A 14794-nucleotide genomic window follows, 5' to 3' on the forward strand; every position below is an offset into this window, starting at 1 on the left:
CCTGTTCTTGAAAATGACCATAGTCGCGTTAAAGCCATTCGAGAAATCGTTTGTTGAAATCCGTGGTATCCATGAAACGGATCGATCTGCGAGCAGCTGCGCCTCAAAAACAACGCTGCCCGCCCTTGGTTAAAAAAGGAGGCGGGCAGCGTTGTTGCGGTTGGCCATAAAACACGGCACGGAGAGCTATGGGAGGGTTCAGGGGCGCTTCGAGGCGCGATAGGTGCTAGCGCTATATGGGCGCGCGCAGCGCCTCCTGCGCGCCGATCATGATGCGGGCATGTTCCTCGAGCGAACCGCCCGTCTGTTCGAGTTCGCCCAGCCGGCCTGAGGCGCGCACTACCAAGCTAGCGCGGTCGTAATGGCGACCGGCGTACGCCAGCAAGGCGCCCTCCAGCGAATGTCGCCGCTTGAGCTCCTGCGCCAGGACGATGGCGCCCTCCACAGCGATGCCTGCGCCCGAAGCCAGATGCGGCGTGGTGGCATGCACCGTGTCGCCGAGCAACACAATCCTCCCCTTGTGCCATGGTCCCTTGATCATGTGCCCCGCAAGCGGACGGTAGAGCAGACGCGGGTTGTCCAGGGTGCCGTCGAGCAAACCCTGACGTATCTCGCCGATATGCCCACCGAATTCGGTCAGCAGCTCCGCCAGCATCTCGGGCCACTGTTCCGATGGGATGAAATCCATGCCTGGGCGCTTGTCGAGCACGAACAAATAGCATTGGTCGGCGCTGATGGGGTTCATGCCCGCTTTGGTCGTGCGCCCCATGTAGACCGCGGAGTGCTCGCGCTGACGCGGCACCACCGCACGCCATGAACCCTGGCCGGTGAATACAGGCCCCGAAAAGTCAGGCAATACCAGGCGGCGAACCGCGGAATTGATGCCGTCGGCTCCGATCACAAGGTCGTAGCGGCCGTGGCTGCCGTCCGTGAATGTGACGTCTACACCCTCCTCGTCCTGCTCCATGTCAGCGAAGCTGAGCCCGAGGCGGATACGTGCGCCGGCCCGTTCGGTGGCCTTTCCGAGGATTTTCGCCAGGCGGGGCCGCAGGATGCCAGCCGCCGCAGGCAGGTCTTCGGCCCCATCCGGGGGAGGCACCGAGACCGTGCGGGTCAGGTTGCCGTCGGCGTCGCAGATATCGATCGCCCGCCAATGCCCGCCTTCGCGCAGCACCTGCTCTACGACCCCGATCTGGCGCAACGCGCGCAGCGTTGGCCCGCTAATGGTGATACCAGCCCCATCGGGCGCCCAATTCGGATTGATTTCAACCAGGTCGACAGCGATGCCCTGCTTCCCCAGTTCGATGGCAACGCACATCCCGCCGATGCCCCCACCCACGACCAGCGCATTCTTAATCAAAGCCATGATCGGTCTCCTGCCTATCGCTCGGCCATGGAAGTCATTCGGTGGTACCGCCCAACCGCTCTGCCAGCCAGTCGGCGATCAGCGCACCCGCGTTATCGGGATTGTCGAGGGAACTGTGCTCCACCCCTCCCGTCCGGGCGGTAAAGACGATCAGCTTTTTATCGGGGCTGTTGACCAACTGCTCGTAGGTCTCATGGGCGTATTGCAGCGGTATCTGCCGGTCGTTCTCACCGTGGGTGACCAGGAAGGGCACGCGAATACGATCGAGCACGCCGTTCAGGTGCATGTGCTCGGCCTTGGCGAAGAAGTCATTCATGTCGCTGGCACCGAAGACCCACTGCACGTGCTTCCAGTAGTGCGGCACCGGGTTTTCACCCTCGCGTTTGAGGCGCGCCTGCTGCACCGCCCGCCAATCGTGGTTGGCGCCCCACACCGCGCCGCAGGCGAACCGCGGCTCGAAGGCCACCGCCCGCGGGCAGTAATAGCCACCCAGGGAGACGCCCAACGCACCGATGCGCTCGGGATCGACTTCGGGGTGCTGCTCAAGCCAATCGACCACCACCGATGCCCACACCTCGGTGTTGTGCACTGCCGGCATCCCATGCAGGCGCAGGGCCTCACCGGTGCCGGGCTGGTCGATGAACAGCGCCGACAGCCCGCGTTGCGGGAACTGCGTCCCCATCACGCTTTTCTGCAGCATCTCCTTGGTGCTGTCCAGGCCGTTCATGACCACCACGATTGGCGCCCTGGCACCGGCCGGCAGACCCTCGGCGCGCACGTAGAGACCGCTGATGCAGGCATCCCCGTAGGGAATTTCCATCCGCGTGCAGTTTGCCCGCGTCAGTACCCGGCTCTGCTGGAACAACTCGAGCGAGCGTTTGTACAAGGCCAGCCGGTGCTCGAAACCATGTGCCTGCATGCGTTCGGCGATGCAGTAGTAGAGCGCTGCGCGGCCGAGCTTGTCTCCGGCCGAACGCTTATGGCCACGCTCGAGGTCTTCCTCGGCCAGCGCAACCAGATTGTCGCCACCGCCCTTCCAGGCTTCGAAGAAGGCCTGCGTGCCCGGGTCGTCTCCAGCGAGCGCCGCCTCACGCAAGGGCGCGCACATGGCGTCGATTTCGCCCACGTTGCCCCCATGCGTGATCGCGATCATCGTCGAGAGGCTCCAGACATAATTGGTCGGGAAGTACTGAAACATAGGTTCACCTTCTTATTGTTGAGTCGGCGGACGGCAAGGGCTCGGTCAGCCAGACCCCACCCTGCTCGTCCACCCGAACGGGGACGGCGGTCAGGTGCTGCCCGACGCAGGGGCCAGCGAAACACCTGCCGTCGTGAAGCGCGAAGTGCGCCGAGTGTGCGAAACAGACGATGTGCTGGCCGTCGCCGGAGAGGAACTGGTCCTGCCGGTAGTCCAGTGGCCGGTGGTTGTGCGGGCAGTCGTTGAGCCAGACCTGCACTGCGTTCCCCTGGCGTACGGCGAAGACCCGGTCGTCGCGCCCCTGGCGCAGCAGGCCACGGGCGCCGCCGTCGGGGATGTCGTCAAGACGGCACAGCCATTTCTCGTCCGGCATCGGCCTGCTCCTTACTCACCTGGCGCCCATTTATCGACGGCGTCGAAAAGGAAGATCTGCGAGTTGTCCGCGCCGGGGTCCATCTCGCGGGCAACCCACTGCTCGTCGTGCAGATCCATGTCGGCGTCCATTTCCATCACGGCGCCGAACGGGCTGACGAAGTACCAGAAGAAGTTGCTGCCCATGATGTGGCGGCCCGGGCCCCAGAAACTGCGATAGCCCTTCTTGACGAAGTTCCAGCCCTGCTGCAGCACTTCGTTGGCCGAGCCCAGGTGAAAGGTGAAGTGGTTGCAACCGATCATGTGATCGTTCTGGCTCTCGATCATGAACAGGGTGTGGTGATCGAGAGTGCCAGCCGGACGCAGGAACGGGCCGAGGTTGTTGAAGCGGTCCGTGACGACGAAGCCGAGCCGGGTGTAGAAGGCTTCGGCCTTGGCTGCGTCCTCCACGAAATAGACGACGTGCGACAGCGAGCGCGGCTTGATGACCTCGTCGGGATTGGCCGCGCAATCGTTCGGAGCGCGGCCCGGCGCCTGGCCCGGCACGTTGAAGCCCAAGTAACGGGCCCTGATCTCTCTGCGCCTCGTGACCGTGAACGCGACAGCGAAGCCGGCATCGTCGATGCAGTGAACGGTGCCGTCGGCATCGACGGTGACGGGCCGCTCGCCTTCAAGGTGGTCACGAATGGCCGCGAGGGTTTCTTCGTCGGCGACCCCATGAATGGTTTCCCGCAGGCTGGGCGTGACGGCGCCCGGGGGCAGCGGCGGCAAGCCGGGGGCATCGCCACGCCGGACGATCAGGCCGGTGCCATCCAGGGCGACATAGGTCCCGCCCACGGCAGGGTCGTAGTCTTCGACGTCCAGGCCATAATCGATGAGGTACTGGTGCGCGCCGGCAAGGTCGTCGACGCCAAAAACGAGGTATTCGAGGCCCAGGATGTTCATGGCTCTTCCTTCTATAAGATCGGTCAGTCGGACTGCCGGGATTTACGGAACGGCAGGGTCGCGGCGAAGGCGATGTCCTTGATGCTCAGCATCTTCAGGCCCGCGCGCGTGGCAGCCGCGTCCAGGCGCGCCTCCATCGGCATGGTCCCGAAGCTCTTGCCCTTGATGACCAGCTCGTCGCCGACCCGCCGAATTGAATCGACGTGCATCAGCTCCTCGTTCGCCGGGCCGCGCAGCACCATGCCCTCGCGGGCGGCGCTGGCAGTGGCGACCGGCGGCGGCAGGTCCTCACGAACCCCACCCGAGACGGCGCCGAAGTCCATGCCAAGCTGCTCGAACATCTTGATGGCGGTGGCACGCCCGGCGCCGTAGACACCACCGCCCGGGTGCTGGAAGGGACCGGCGAGGAACAGCCGGTCGACGCCCGGCACGGTGAACTGCCCCAGATCGGGCGTCGGCCGGTGCCCTGCGCTCTGGTAGAAGTACGGGGCGACACCATGCAGGTCACCGCGGACCATGCTGTTGGGGCTGGAGCGCTCCAGGTCCACCGGGCTGACGATGCTGCGGGCAATGATGTTGTCGCTGGTCAGGTTGCTGATGAACTGGCGGTAGTGGGCCAGCGACAGGTCGCCGATTTCTTCCTTGAAATCGTCCCAGTGACGGTCCTTCCAGCGCGGGTCGGTGACCTTGTAGGGCGCAAAGGTGATGCCATGGAACATACCCGCACCGGCGGGCACGCGGGTTTTGTCGCCGATGCTTTCATCGCCACCGGCGCACAGGCGACGCTCGGTGATCAGGCCGCGCTTGAGGGCATCGAAGTCCGCAACCATTTCATCGAGCGAATCGGTGGCCATGAATTCCAGCATGGTGGCGTAGCCCACTTCCTCACCGGCGTGGTACTTGACGTTCTCCTTCAGGTCATAGTGGCTGACCATGATCGAGAACGGCGCCAGCGTGGCGCGCTCGGCACGCTGCAGAACCGGCTCGGCCACGCCGTCGACGAACTTGCGCACCACATGGGGGTGGATGGCACCGATCACCGCGTCGCGTGCCAGGATGGTTTCGCCATCGCTCAACTGCACGCCAGTTGCGCGACCGTCAGAGGTGAGGATCTTGGCCACCTCGGCGTTGCAGCGGACTTCCCCGCCATGCGACTCAATGCAGCGCACCAGCGCCTCGGTCAGCTTGCCGCTGCCACCGATTGGCTGCGACACCCCGTAGGTGTGGATGATGCCCGGCATCAACAGCACGCCCATGCCGGTGCCCAGCTCGTTAGGCGTCTGCAGGTTTTCGCTGACCAGGCGCAGTAGATGGATCTTGATGCGGTCACTCTCGTACAGCTGGTTGACCAGGTCGAGGCAATCGCGATTCATGTAGTCCAGCATCAGCCGGCCTTCTTCGCTGCGATCGAGCATGGCGACCAGCTCGCCCAGCGGGGGCGGCGGCGAATACAAGCCCGGCATGAACATCTGCAGCATCTGCTGGCTCAGCTTGACGAAGTTGCGGTAGGTCTCGGCGTCCTTCGGCGACACCTTGGCGAAGCATTCGCAGGTCTTGTCCAAGTCCTTGTAGGTGTAGAGCACCGACTGGTCGGGAAAGATGGTGGCGTGCGGGACCGGTGAGTAGTTGTATTTGAGCCCGTGCTGGCTGAGCAGGCCGAGTTCGTCCTGGCGCAGCATGGGGTTGCCCTGGATCATGATATGCACGCTGGAGTGCTCGTCGTGCCAGTAGCCGGGCGTGTTGAGCTGGCGCGTGGTCACGCCACCGCCCGGGTAGCTCTTACGCTCCAGCACCAGTACCTTCTTGCCGGCCTTGGCCAGGTAGGCCGCCGCGACCAGGCCGTTATGGCCGGCACCCATGGCAACGATGTCGTAGGGGGTCGTGCTCATCTGTTACTCCTTGGATCGAAAAAGAGCGGTCGATGGCTGTGCGAGACCGCTCTTCCTGCCGTCTGGATGCGGCGTTTAGCGGATGCCTTCGCCAGCCATCGCCTCTGGCGTGAATGTGGTATCGGAATAGGGTGGCATCACCTTGTACTGCTCTTTCGAGTCATTGAGCATCCCGTCGAAGTACCAGGCGCCCGAGAGCAGGTCATAGAAGCCGAAGCTCTGCGGCGATGCGGTGGCCGGAATGTCAGGCATCACGATGGGCGTGGAGAAGCCCATCTGCCAGAGCTGGCCATTGGCATCCCAGTGGTCGGCCAGGGTAGCGATCCAGGTGTCCTCGTCCACGTAATACCGGCGCTTCGGCGCCAGGTGCCGCTGGCCGGGCGCCAGGGTCGCCTCGACGACCCATACCCGGTGCAGTTCGAAGCGCATGTCATCGGGATTGATGTGGTGATCCAACAGGACTTGTTCGGATGGCCGCTGCAGCAGGCGGTTGGCGTTGTAGGGGATGTACATCTCCTTCTTGCCGATGATCTTCCAGTCGAAACGGTCCAGGCGCCCGTTGAACACGTCGGTCTGGTCGAACATGGAGATGCCCGCGCTGGCAGGGGTTGGCGTATCACAGCAGGCGTTGGGCAACTTGCGGACCCGGCGCTGGCCGGTCAGGTAGACCCAAGTCTGGCTCTTGTCCGGGTCGAGATTCTCGTGTCCCGTAATGGCCTCGCCTGCACGAATCGCCGGGCCGTAGTTGAGCATTCGGATCATCCAGAACACGCCGTCGTACTTGTTCTTGAGTTCTTCGAGCGATCCCTCCTTGAAGTAGTACGGCATCTGGAAATCCACCGACGACAGAACGCTTGGCACGTGGTCCCCGCTGGCCGTGGTCTGCACGCCCCTGACGTCCATATGCCAGGCGGAGCCGCGCCAGCGCAGCAGATGGTTCCACATCAGCTCTTCGCCGCTTTGCGGAATCGGGAAGGGAATGCCGCCGTAGGCACCCTCCAGCTTGCCGCCGTCAAGGTGGGCCGAGGTCGCATTACGGTACGTGTTCTCATATACCCACTGGGGTGCCGCAGCGGTCCGGTGGGTGGGGTAGACGTCTACCCGGAAGGTATCGGGGTACTTCTTGAGCATTGCCTTGAGCCCTTCCGACAGCTTGTCGGCATGCTCCTGCATGTTGCTCGCGTTGATGCTCAGGATCGGCTTTTCGTTGGCGAAGGGATCCGGGCGACGACCGCCGTTTTCGAAGCCGGCAAGCGGCTGGGTGTAACCGCCGTCCCAAGCGGGGATGGTGCCGGCCGCGTTACCAGCCTTTTCAGCACCGAAAGGCGTCAGTTCCGTGTTCAGTTTCGCCGCCTGCTCGGGGCTGACCGCGGCCATGGCCAGCGAGCCGAAGCCCAGCAGGGCGCCGAGAATGGCGGAGCGCAATGGCAGAAGGTTCGTTTTCATTGTTGTTCTCCCAGCGAATCAGAAGGTGCGACGCAGCGTGATCGCGACAAAATCGCGGTCGGCCAGGTTTTGCTTGTAGGAGCCGTGCCCGTTGGCGTCGATGGCGTTATCGACCGGGCCGAAGTAATGCGTGTAGCTCGCGCCGAAGCGCCATACATCCAGGTAAGTCGCGTTGAGGCCGACACTGAGGTCGCCAACATGCTCGCCCAGGAAGCCGCCTACTACCGACGAGTTACCGTCGATCCCGTAGCCCACGCCGATCGGCACCGAGAGGTCCACACCGGGGAAGACCTGCCGGTAGCTCGGTTCGTAGACCATGCGGATGTTGGTGGCGTCGCGCGTGGCGTTGGGGTTCATGGCCCCTGGGTTCTTGGTGATGCTGGTGCGACGGTTCCAGGCGATTTCACCGAGGAACGACGCTTCCCTGGAAATAAAGCTCGGGCCGAGGCTGGCCATCCAGTTGATCTGCGCATGCAGTGAGTTCCCCACGGCGTACAGCGGGTTGCTGTCTCCGTCACCGGTGCCGGTCAGGTCCGTCTGGGCGTCGCTGGCGAGCGGCGTGTTGCGGCGGACGGAAACCTCGCCGGCGATGTTGACGATGCCAAAGGTGCGCGATGCGCTGATGCCGTAGGTGAAGATGTCTTCGGGATAGACCCAGCGGTAGCGCCCTGCCCTGAACCCGCTGTCGGTCGGGCCGGCATCCACGCCCGGCAACAGATAGATTTGCGCCGTCTTGTCGTGATAGCGCGCGGCATACAGACCGTAGTCGGTCTCGCCGCTGCGAAAGCGCAGCTTCAGGCCGGCCTGCCCGGAGTCCTTGGCCTCGAGATCGCTGGCGCGTTGGAAATAGGCACTGCCGTCGCTGGCGAGCAGCATCCGCTCTGCCCCGTCGGCCATGAAATCGACGCCGGAGAAATAGCTGCCAGAGCCTGGCAACCGGGTCTCCTCCCATTCGAGCTGATAGTAGGCACCCACGGCCAGGTCCGGCGTGATCTGCAGTTGCGCCGAGAGCTGGTTGACCGGGCGCATCAGTTCCTTGAACTGAGTATTGGGCACTGACTGCGCCTTGACTACATCGATCGGCGCCTGCGCATTGGCGATGCCGTTGGCGCCGAGGAACAGGCTTTCACCCCAGAGGATGGTGTGCTGGCCGAGCCGTGCGGTCAGCGGCATGGAGCCCAGGTCGAAACGACCAAAGACGAAAGCATCCAGCAGTTCCACGTCGCCGCCGTGCAGGTCGCGCGCCCCGGCGGTGAACTCGTTGTGATCCACCGACAGCGGGTTGGCGGTGGCCGGTGAATCGTTGTCGTTCTTGCCGTGATACTCGCTGTCGTACCAACCCGCGGCGCTCATGCGAAAACCGTAACGGCGCTTGTAGAGCAGATCGAACTCGGTCAGCACGTCGAGGCGGTTCGAGATCAGCCCCTTGTCGAAGTTGCGATTGCCATCGTCGGTGTTCGGCCAGTTCGGCTGGGGCTCGGTGATCAGCCTGGAATCCTGATCCTCGACACGGAAGGCCGCCGAATACTTGAAGGTAGTATCCCAGAGCACACGGAGGTCCGGATTACCCGTGTCGATCACGAAGGCCTGGCTGGCCGGGCTGCCAATGGCGGCCGCGATGGCCACTGCAAGGGCCTGATGGCGAATGCGCGGCGTTTTCCGGACGAGCGCTTCCATCTGCTTGTTCAACTTCATCGTCGTGTCCTTATTGTTGTTGTGGACAATGCCGGCGGTGTTCCCCGCCTGCGGTTTGCTAACGCCAGTGGATCAGCGGCTGGCCTGCCACCGGCGCTCGGAACCAGGGAATGCGCGAGCCTTGGAGGCTGCCGAGGTAAACGGTTTTCAGATCTGGCCCGCCAAAGGTCAGGCTGGCCATCCAGGGCGCGAGGGTTCCGCGTGCTGCTGCCATGATCTCGGGCGTGAGGGTCTTGTCCGCGTAGTGCTGGTTGAGGCGTGCCGTGGCTTCGGGGTTGCCGTCGTCAAGCAGAGTCAGCACGTCGCCTTCGGGCGTAATGGCGATCAGCTTGTCGCTCATGACCAGAGTCACCCAGAGGTTGCCGAAGCTGTCGAAGGCGAAGCCGTCGGGGAATCCCTCCAACTGGCTCGGCCCGTAGACCTCACGGTCGGTCAGGGAACCGTCGGCGTTCAGGCGCAGGCGTGAAATGCGTCTGGCATTGCTCTCGACGACATACAACCACTCCTCGTTGTCGTCGAAACGGATCTCGTTGGTCCCGCCGAACCCTTCGGCCACGATACGAAGGCCTCGCTCATCGATGACGCCGATATAGCCGTCGAGCACGCCGGAATTGATCGAGTCAGTCCATGGTTGCATCGTCGTGGTGACGGTGAACCAGATGCGGCCCTTGGAATCGAGCAAAGGGAAATTGGTCTTGCCGAGCGGCCGACCGTCCAGGTTGTCATGCAGGACATGAACGACGCCCTGCCGATCGAGGCGCTCGATGCGATCAAGCCCCCAGTTGCAGATGATGAAATCACCTTCGGCGGTCAGGGCCAGCCCGTTGGGCAGTGATGCGCCCTGAGACTGCACATAGCGCTGCTCGAACGACACCTCGTCGCCGGCCGCCTGCTGTGGCGCCAGCAGGTGCTGGCTGCCGTCGGTATCGATGCGCATCACGCCACCGCGGGCATCGGCCGCCCAGAGGGTGCCGTCAGGCTGGGCGATGATGCATTCGGGGCGTTGCAGGTCGTGCCCGATGAATTGAATGTCTGCTCGATCTACCTGCCAGTCACGCAACGGGTTGTGCTTGGTCATGAGTTTTCCTTCTGGTTCCGCTGTGATGAAAGGCCACCGAACGGCCGCACGGCTGCAAGAACCGCATAGGCGGCTCCAAAACCGGATTGGCGGAGGTGCCGAGACGCGCAGCGTCGCGGCGGAGGCGGCGGCTTTGACGGTTAAAGCGGGCTATGCGGCCCGCAGCGGCGAGCGCCTCGTAACGCATCCAAATCAGAAGGAAAACGATCAACCGGGATTCGGCGAGCAGGATAGACAGCCAGTAGCGGGCGCAGGCGGTCGGATGAAGCACATGGATAACGCATGGTCGTCTCCAGTTCTCTTGTTGTTGTCTATACACGCAAATCGCATCCGACCTACCGCAACCGGATCGGAATGGCCTTGACGTTACGCAAAGGCGAAGCATTCGAGAAATTTTTGTTTGACATACAACCCATAACTGCGGTGGATTGCTCGCCCAAGCGATGCTCACGATCACAACAACAGCCTCGGGCGGTTTCGCCGCGGGTAAGGGGAGCCAAGCAATGCGGTTTCATGGACTGGATTTGAATCTGCTGGTCGTCCTCGACGTCCTGCTTTCTGAACAGAACATCACGCGCGCTGGCGAGCGCCTGCACTTGAGCCAGCCGGCCACTAGTGCCGCGCTTGCCCGGCTACGGGAATACTTTCAGGACGACTTGCTGGTACAGGTGGGCCGCAAGATGGTCCGCACACCAATCGGCGAAGGGCTGACCTTGCCGATCCGTGAACTGCTGATCCAGATGCGCGCCACACTGGAGAACCGCGCGCTGTTTAAGCCGGCGGAATCGAGCAGGAAGTTCAGCCTGATCGTGTCCGACTACGTTGGAACAGTGCTGATGCCCGAAGTGAGCCGCCGCATCAACGAAATGGCGCCGCTGTGCTCGATCGAGATGTTCCCCCCCCACAACGCACCGGGCGAACAGATCGAGCGCGGGGAAATCGACCTGCTGCTTCTGCCTGATTTGCAGATCACCAGTGACCACCCGTCGCAGGCAATCTTCCAGGACGAGTTCGTTTGCGTGATGTGCAAAAACAACCCCCTGACCGAGCAGACCCTGGACTTCGACCGCTACAAGCAGATGAAGCATGTGCTGGTGCGCTGGGGTGAGCGGCGCGTGCCGACGGTCGATGAATGGTTCCTGCAGAAGTTCGATATCGAGCGGCATTTCGATGTCATCACCAATACCTTTAACAGCGTGCCGTCCTATCTGATCGATACCGGGCGGCTGGCAACCATGCACCGGCGACTGGCGGAACGTTGGGTAGCCTACCTGCCGCTCAAAATCCTTCCGCTGCCGTGGACGGCGCCTCGCCTGACCATCGCGATGCAGTGGAACAAGTATCAGCAGCACGATGCAGGGCTGACGTGGCTCCGGGGCCTGATCAGCGATGCCGCGGCCTCGATCGCCGGTTCCTAGAGCGGAACCTCCATCAGACCTCCAGCTTGTAGCCGACCCCGTAGATCGAGTGGATCAGTTCGCGCTCGGGGCTGGCCTGCTCCAGCTTGCGGCGCAGGTTCTTGACGTGGCTGTCGACGGTGCGATCGGTCACGATGCGGTGATCGTCGTACAGCCGGTCCATCAACTGGTCGCGCGAAAAGACGCGTCCCGGTGACCCGGCCAGGCAGGCGAGCAGCCGAAACTCCACCGGCGTAAGGCCAAGGTCGGTGCCGTTGAAAGTGGCGCGATAGGCAGCGGCGTCCAGCAGCAGCCCCGGCTCGGCGGGCGGTGTTCGCCGCCGCAGGATGGCCCGCGCCCGAGCCACCACCTCGCGCGGGCTGAATGGCTTGCAGACATAATCATCGGCGCCAAGGTCGAGTCCGAGCAGGCGGTCGATTTCCTCGACGCGCGCGGTGATGAGCATGATCGGCACATCCGAAAAGCGGCGCAGGGCCCGGCAGATGTCCAGTCCGTCGCGGCCGGGCAACATGATGTCGAGCAGGATCAGATCCGGCATCTTCGCCCGCACGGCGGGTTCCACGGCCAACCCGTCGTCGAGGCAGGTCACCCGGTGGCCGGCGGCTTGCAGGTAATCGCGTAGCAGGGCCGCAAGCTTGGGCTCGTCTTCGACGACCAGGACATCGGCCGCCTGTACCGCTTCATTGCCGCGCATCAGCCGTTCTCCGCAGGAAGTATGAGTTGCAGCCAGAGCCCGCCGAGCGGCGAATGACGGGCTTCGAGCGTCCCGCCATGGGCTTCAACGATGCTGCGACAAATGGCCAGGCCCAGGCCCGAACCGCCGGTGGCGCGGCGGCGCGAGGCCTCGCCCCGGTAGAAGCGTTCGACCAGGCGTGGCAGGTCGGTGTCCGGCACGCCCGGTGTCGAATCCATCCAGTCCACCACGACCTGCGCACCGCGCCGGGTGACCGCTACCTGCAGACGCCCGCCGGCATCGGTGTAGCGCAGGCTGTTTTCCAGCAGGTTGCCGAACAGCTGCTGCAAACGCCCTGCGTCGGCCAGCAGCGGCGCCTCGTCTGCCGGCAGACGCAGGTCGAGCGTCAGGTCGCGCTCCTGGCAGCGTTTGGCGGCGCCGGCCAGCGACAGCTCGAGCAGTTCGACCAGATCGACCCGGCTCTTGCGATAGGTCAGCGCCCCGACGTCGGCCAGCGACAGCTCGGACAGGTCGGCGACCAGCTTGCTCAGCAGTGCGACCTCCTGCTGCAGGGAGCGCAGGGACGCCGCATCGAGGGTGCGCACGCCGTCTTCCAGGGCCTCCAGTTCGCCGCGAAGCACCGCCAGGGGCGTGCGCAGCTCATGGGAAATATCGGCCATGAACTCGCGGCGCATCTGCTCATTACGCTCGAGCGCAAAGGCGAGCTGGTTGAAATCGCGGGCGAGCTGGCCCACCTCATCATCGGTCTGCACCCTCACCCGCTCGCTGTAGTCGCCTGCCGCCAGCCGGTGCGTCGCCGCCGCGACGCGCTGTACCGGGGCGACCAGCCGTCGCGACGCCCACCGGGCGATGAGCGCGGCCAGCAACGACACCAGTACGCCGACCGCCAGGCTGGACAACAGCTGGCGCTTGATCAGCAGCGCACCACCGGCTTCGGTCACGTTCTGGAACGGCGCCATGGCCAGCCAGCCGACGGTTTGCCCCTCCACTTCGATCGGCCAGCGAGGCGCGTCGCGACCCAGCTCGACAAAGCGCACCACGGGCTCTCCGGCCGCGTCCAGCAAGGCAATCCGCAGGCCGGCGCCGGTCAGGTCGGACACCGGCATCTCCCAGTCAGGCGCCTCGCTGCCTCCGGGCGGGCGGGTGAGTTCGAACCATTCGGAGTGGGCACCGCGCAACGGCGCCCAGGTGCCCTGTTGGCGGTAGTAGGCGCGCAGCTGTGGCAGCATCGCCTGGACACGCTCCTCGGTCAGGCCGTTGATATAGCCGAGAAAGCCGCGCGCGAAGCTCCAGCCGTCCGCCGCGCCCATCGCCAGGATGCCGAGCAGCGCGGTGCCGAGCACAGCAAGGAAGAGTTTGCGGGACAGGCTCAGCTTCATGGCGATCACACGTTTGATAGGTCGCGCTATTAAGACCGGCCCGGGCCGTCGGTTCAATGCGGCTAGGGCAATCTCCAAATTCTCTGCACATTTGCCGCGCAGCATCGCTTGCATGAATGAACGACCGGGATCGTCCCGGTGGGAGTACAGACATGCATACAGTTAAGCGCAGCGTCCTCGGCTGCATGATGGCGGTCGCGCTCAGCGGTTGCTCGCAGCCGGCGGAGCCACCACAGAACGTCGTTCCCGAAGTCGGGGTCATCACCGTCCAGCCGCACGCCCAGCGGCTGACCAGCGAATTGCCGGGCCGCACCAAGGCCTGGCTGACCGCCGAGATTCGGCCGCAGGTCGGCGGCATCATCAAGGAGCGCCTGTTCACCGAAGGCGCACAGGTCAAGGCCGGCGAAGTCCTCTACCGGATAGACCCGGCGCCATACGAGGCGGTTTATCAGCAGATGCAGGCCAGCACTGCACAGGCCAAGTCCACTCTCGACTCGGCGCGGCTGAAAGCCAAGCGGTATCAGGGGCTGGTCAAGATCGACGCCATCAGCCAGCAGGACAACGAAGATGCCCAGGCCAGCCTGCAGAGCGCCGAGGCAGCCTACGCCGCTGCCAAGGCCGCCGAGCAGAGCGCCCGGATCGATCTTGCCTACACCACGCTGACCGCGCCGATTTCCGGGCGCGTCGAAACCTCCAGCGTCACACCCGGTGCCCTGGTGACCGCCAGCCAGGAAACGGCGCTGACCACCGTCCAGCAGCTCGACCCGCTGTATGTCGACGTCACCCAGTCCAGCGCCGAAGTGCTGCGCCTGAAGCGTGAACTGGCCGAAGGCCGGCTGCGCAAGGCCGGTGACGACGAGGCAAGTATCCGCCTGCGCCTGGAAGACGGCAGCGAGTACGCGCACGCCGGGCGCCTGCAATTCAGCGGCGCCAGCGTTTCGCAGAGCACCGGCAGCGTGACCTTGCGCGCCGTGGTGCCGAACCCCGACGGGCTGTTGCTGCCGGGCATGTATGTACGCGCCGTGCTCGAAGAGGCGGTCGACGAACAGGCGATCCTGATACCGCAACGCGCGGTGACACGCAGCACCACGGGCGCGACCTACGTGCTGCTGGTCGAGGACGGCAAACTCGTCCAGCGCCAGGTCACCCTCGGCCGGCAGGTCGAGAACCAGTGGTGGGTTACCGCCGGGTTGTCCGGTGGCGAGCAGCTGGTGATCGAAGGCGGGCAAAAGGTGCGTCCCGGCGACACGGTCAGCGCCCAGCCAATGAGCGCCGCGGCCACCGTCGCCGCTGCCACGCACTGAGGAGACGCCC

At 64.1% G+C, this 14794-nt stretch carries 12 protein-coding genes; 2 read left to right on the plus strand and 10 right to left on the minus strand.

Annotated features, from left to right (window positions below; genetic code table 11):
- Positions 1 to 232: 232 nt before the first annotated feature.
- The 8 genes from M1D78_RS10650 to M1D78_RS10685 form a co-directional block, all read right to left on the minus strand.
- Entirely contained in the window at positions 233 to 1366 is a 1134-nt protein-coding gene (locus M1D78_RS10650; protein ID WP_437419292.1) for an FAD-dependent oxidoreductase, read from the minus strand.
- A gap of 34 nt (positions 1367 to 1400) precedes the next feature.
- Positions 1401 to 2564: an alpha/beta hydrolase family protein gene (locus M1D78_RS10655; protein WP_437419291.1), complete on the minus strand. Its 1164-nt coding sequence runs from the start codon at positions 2562 to 2564 to the stop codon at positions 1401 to 1403.
- 4 nt (positions 2565 to 2568) lie between these two features.
- The gene (locus M1D78_RS10660; RefSeq protein WP_437419290.1) at positions 2569 to 2937 is read right to left on the minus strand and encodes a Rieske (2Fe-2S) protein; all 369 of its coding nucleotides are present in this window, start codon (positions 2935 to 2937) and stop codon (positions 2569 to 2571) included.
- 11 nt (positions 2938 to 2948) lie between these two features.
- A complete protein-coding gene (locus tag M1D78_RS10665; protein WP_437419289.1) occupies positions 2949 to 3881 on the minus strand; it encodes a VOC family protein in 933 nt (310 codons plus the stop codon).
- Positions 3882 to 3904: 23 nt separating this feature from the next.
- Positions 3905 to 5770 carry a phytoene desaturase family protein gene (locus tag M1D78_RS10670; protein ID WP_437419288.1) on the minus strand — a complete coding sequence of 622 codons (1866 nt, stop codon included), beginning with the start codon at positions 5768 to 5770 and terminating at the stop codon, positions 3905 to 3907.
- 75 nt (positions 5771 to 5845) lie between these two features.
- A complete protein-coding gene (locus M1D78_RS10675) occupies positions 5846 to 7216 on the minus strand; it encodes a DUF1329 domain-containing protein (RefSeq protein WP_437419287.1) in 1371 nt (456 codons plus the stop codon).
- Between the two features lie 18 nt (positions 7217 to 7234).
- Positions 7235 to 8911, minus strand: a complete 1677-nt coding sequence (locus M1D78_RS10680) for a DUF1302 domain-containing protein (RefSeq protein ID WP_437419286.1) — start codon at positions 8909 to 8911, stop codon at positions 7235 to 7237.
- Positions 8912 to 8969: 58 nt separating this feature from the next.
- Positions 8970 to 9989 carry an SMP-30/gluconolactonase/LRE family protein gene (locus tag M1D78_RS10685; RefSeq protein ID WP_437419285.1) on the minus strand — a complete coding sequence of 340 codons (1020 nt, stop codon included), beginning with the start codon at positions 9987 to 9989 and terminating at the stop codon, positions 8970 to 8972.
- Between the two features lie 524 nt (positions 9990 to 10513).
- Here M1D78_RS10685 and M1D78_RS10690 point away from each other — a divergent pair.
- Complete coding sequence (locus tag M1D78_RS10690) at positions 10514 to 11407, plus strand: LysR family transcriptional regulator (RefSeq protein WP_437419284.1); 894 nt, start codon at positions 10514 to 10516, stop codon at positions 11405 to 11407.
- A 13-nt stretch (positions 11408 to 11420) separates the two neighbouring features.
- Here the strand turns inward: M1D78_RS10690 and M1D78_RS10695 are convergent, their stop codons facing one another.
- The gene (locus M1D78_RS10695) at positions 11421 to 12101 is read right to left on the minus strand and encodes a response regulator (RefSeq protein ID WP_437419283.1); all 681 of its coding nucleotides are present in this window, start codon (positions 12099 to 12101) and stop codon (positions 11421 to 11423) included.
- Positions 12101 to 13480 carry an ATP-binding protein gene (locus M1D78_RS10700; RefSeq protein ID WP_437419282.1) on the minus strand — a complete coding sequence of 460 codons (1380 nt, stop codon included), beginning with the start codon at positions 13478 to 13480 and terminating at the stop codon, positions 12101 to 12103. The genes M1D78_RS10695 and M1D78_RS10700 overlap by 1 nt, the downstream gene beginning before the upstream one ends.
- Positions 13481 to 13632: 152 nt before the next feature.
- On the opposite strand from M1D78_RS10700, the gene M1D78_RS10705 reads away from it, so the two are divergent.
- Complete coding sequence (locus tag M1D78_RS10705; RefSeq protein ID WP_437419281.1) at positions 13633 to 14784, plus strand: efflux RND transporter periplasmic adaptor subunit; 1152 nt, start codon at positions 13633 to 13635, stop codon at positions 14782 to 14784.
- Positions 14785 to 14794: the final 10 nt, after the last annotated feature.

This window comes from Pseudomonas sp. SA195, assembly GCF_054131565.1.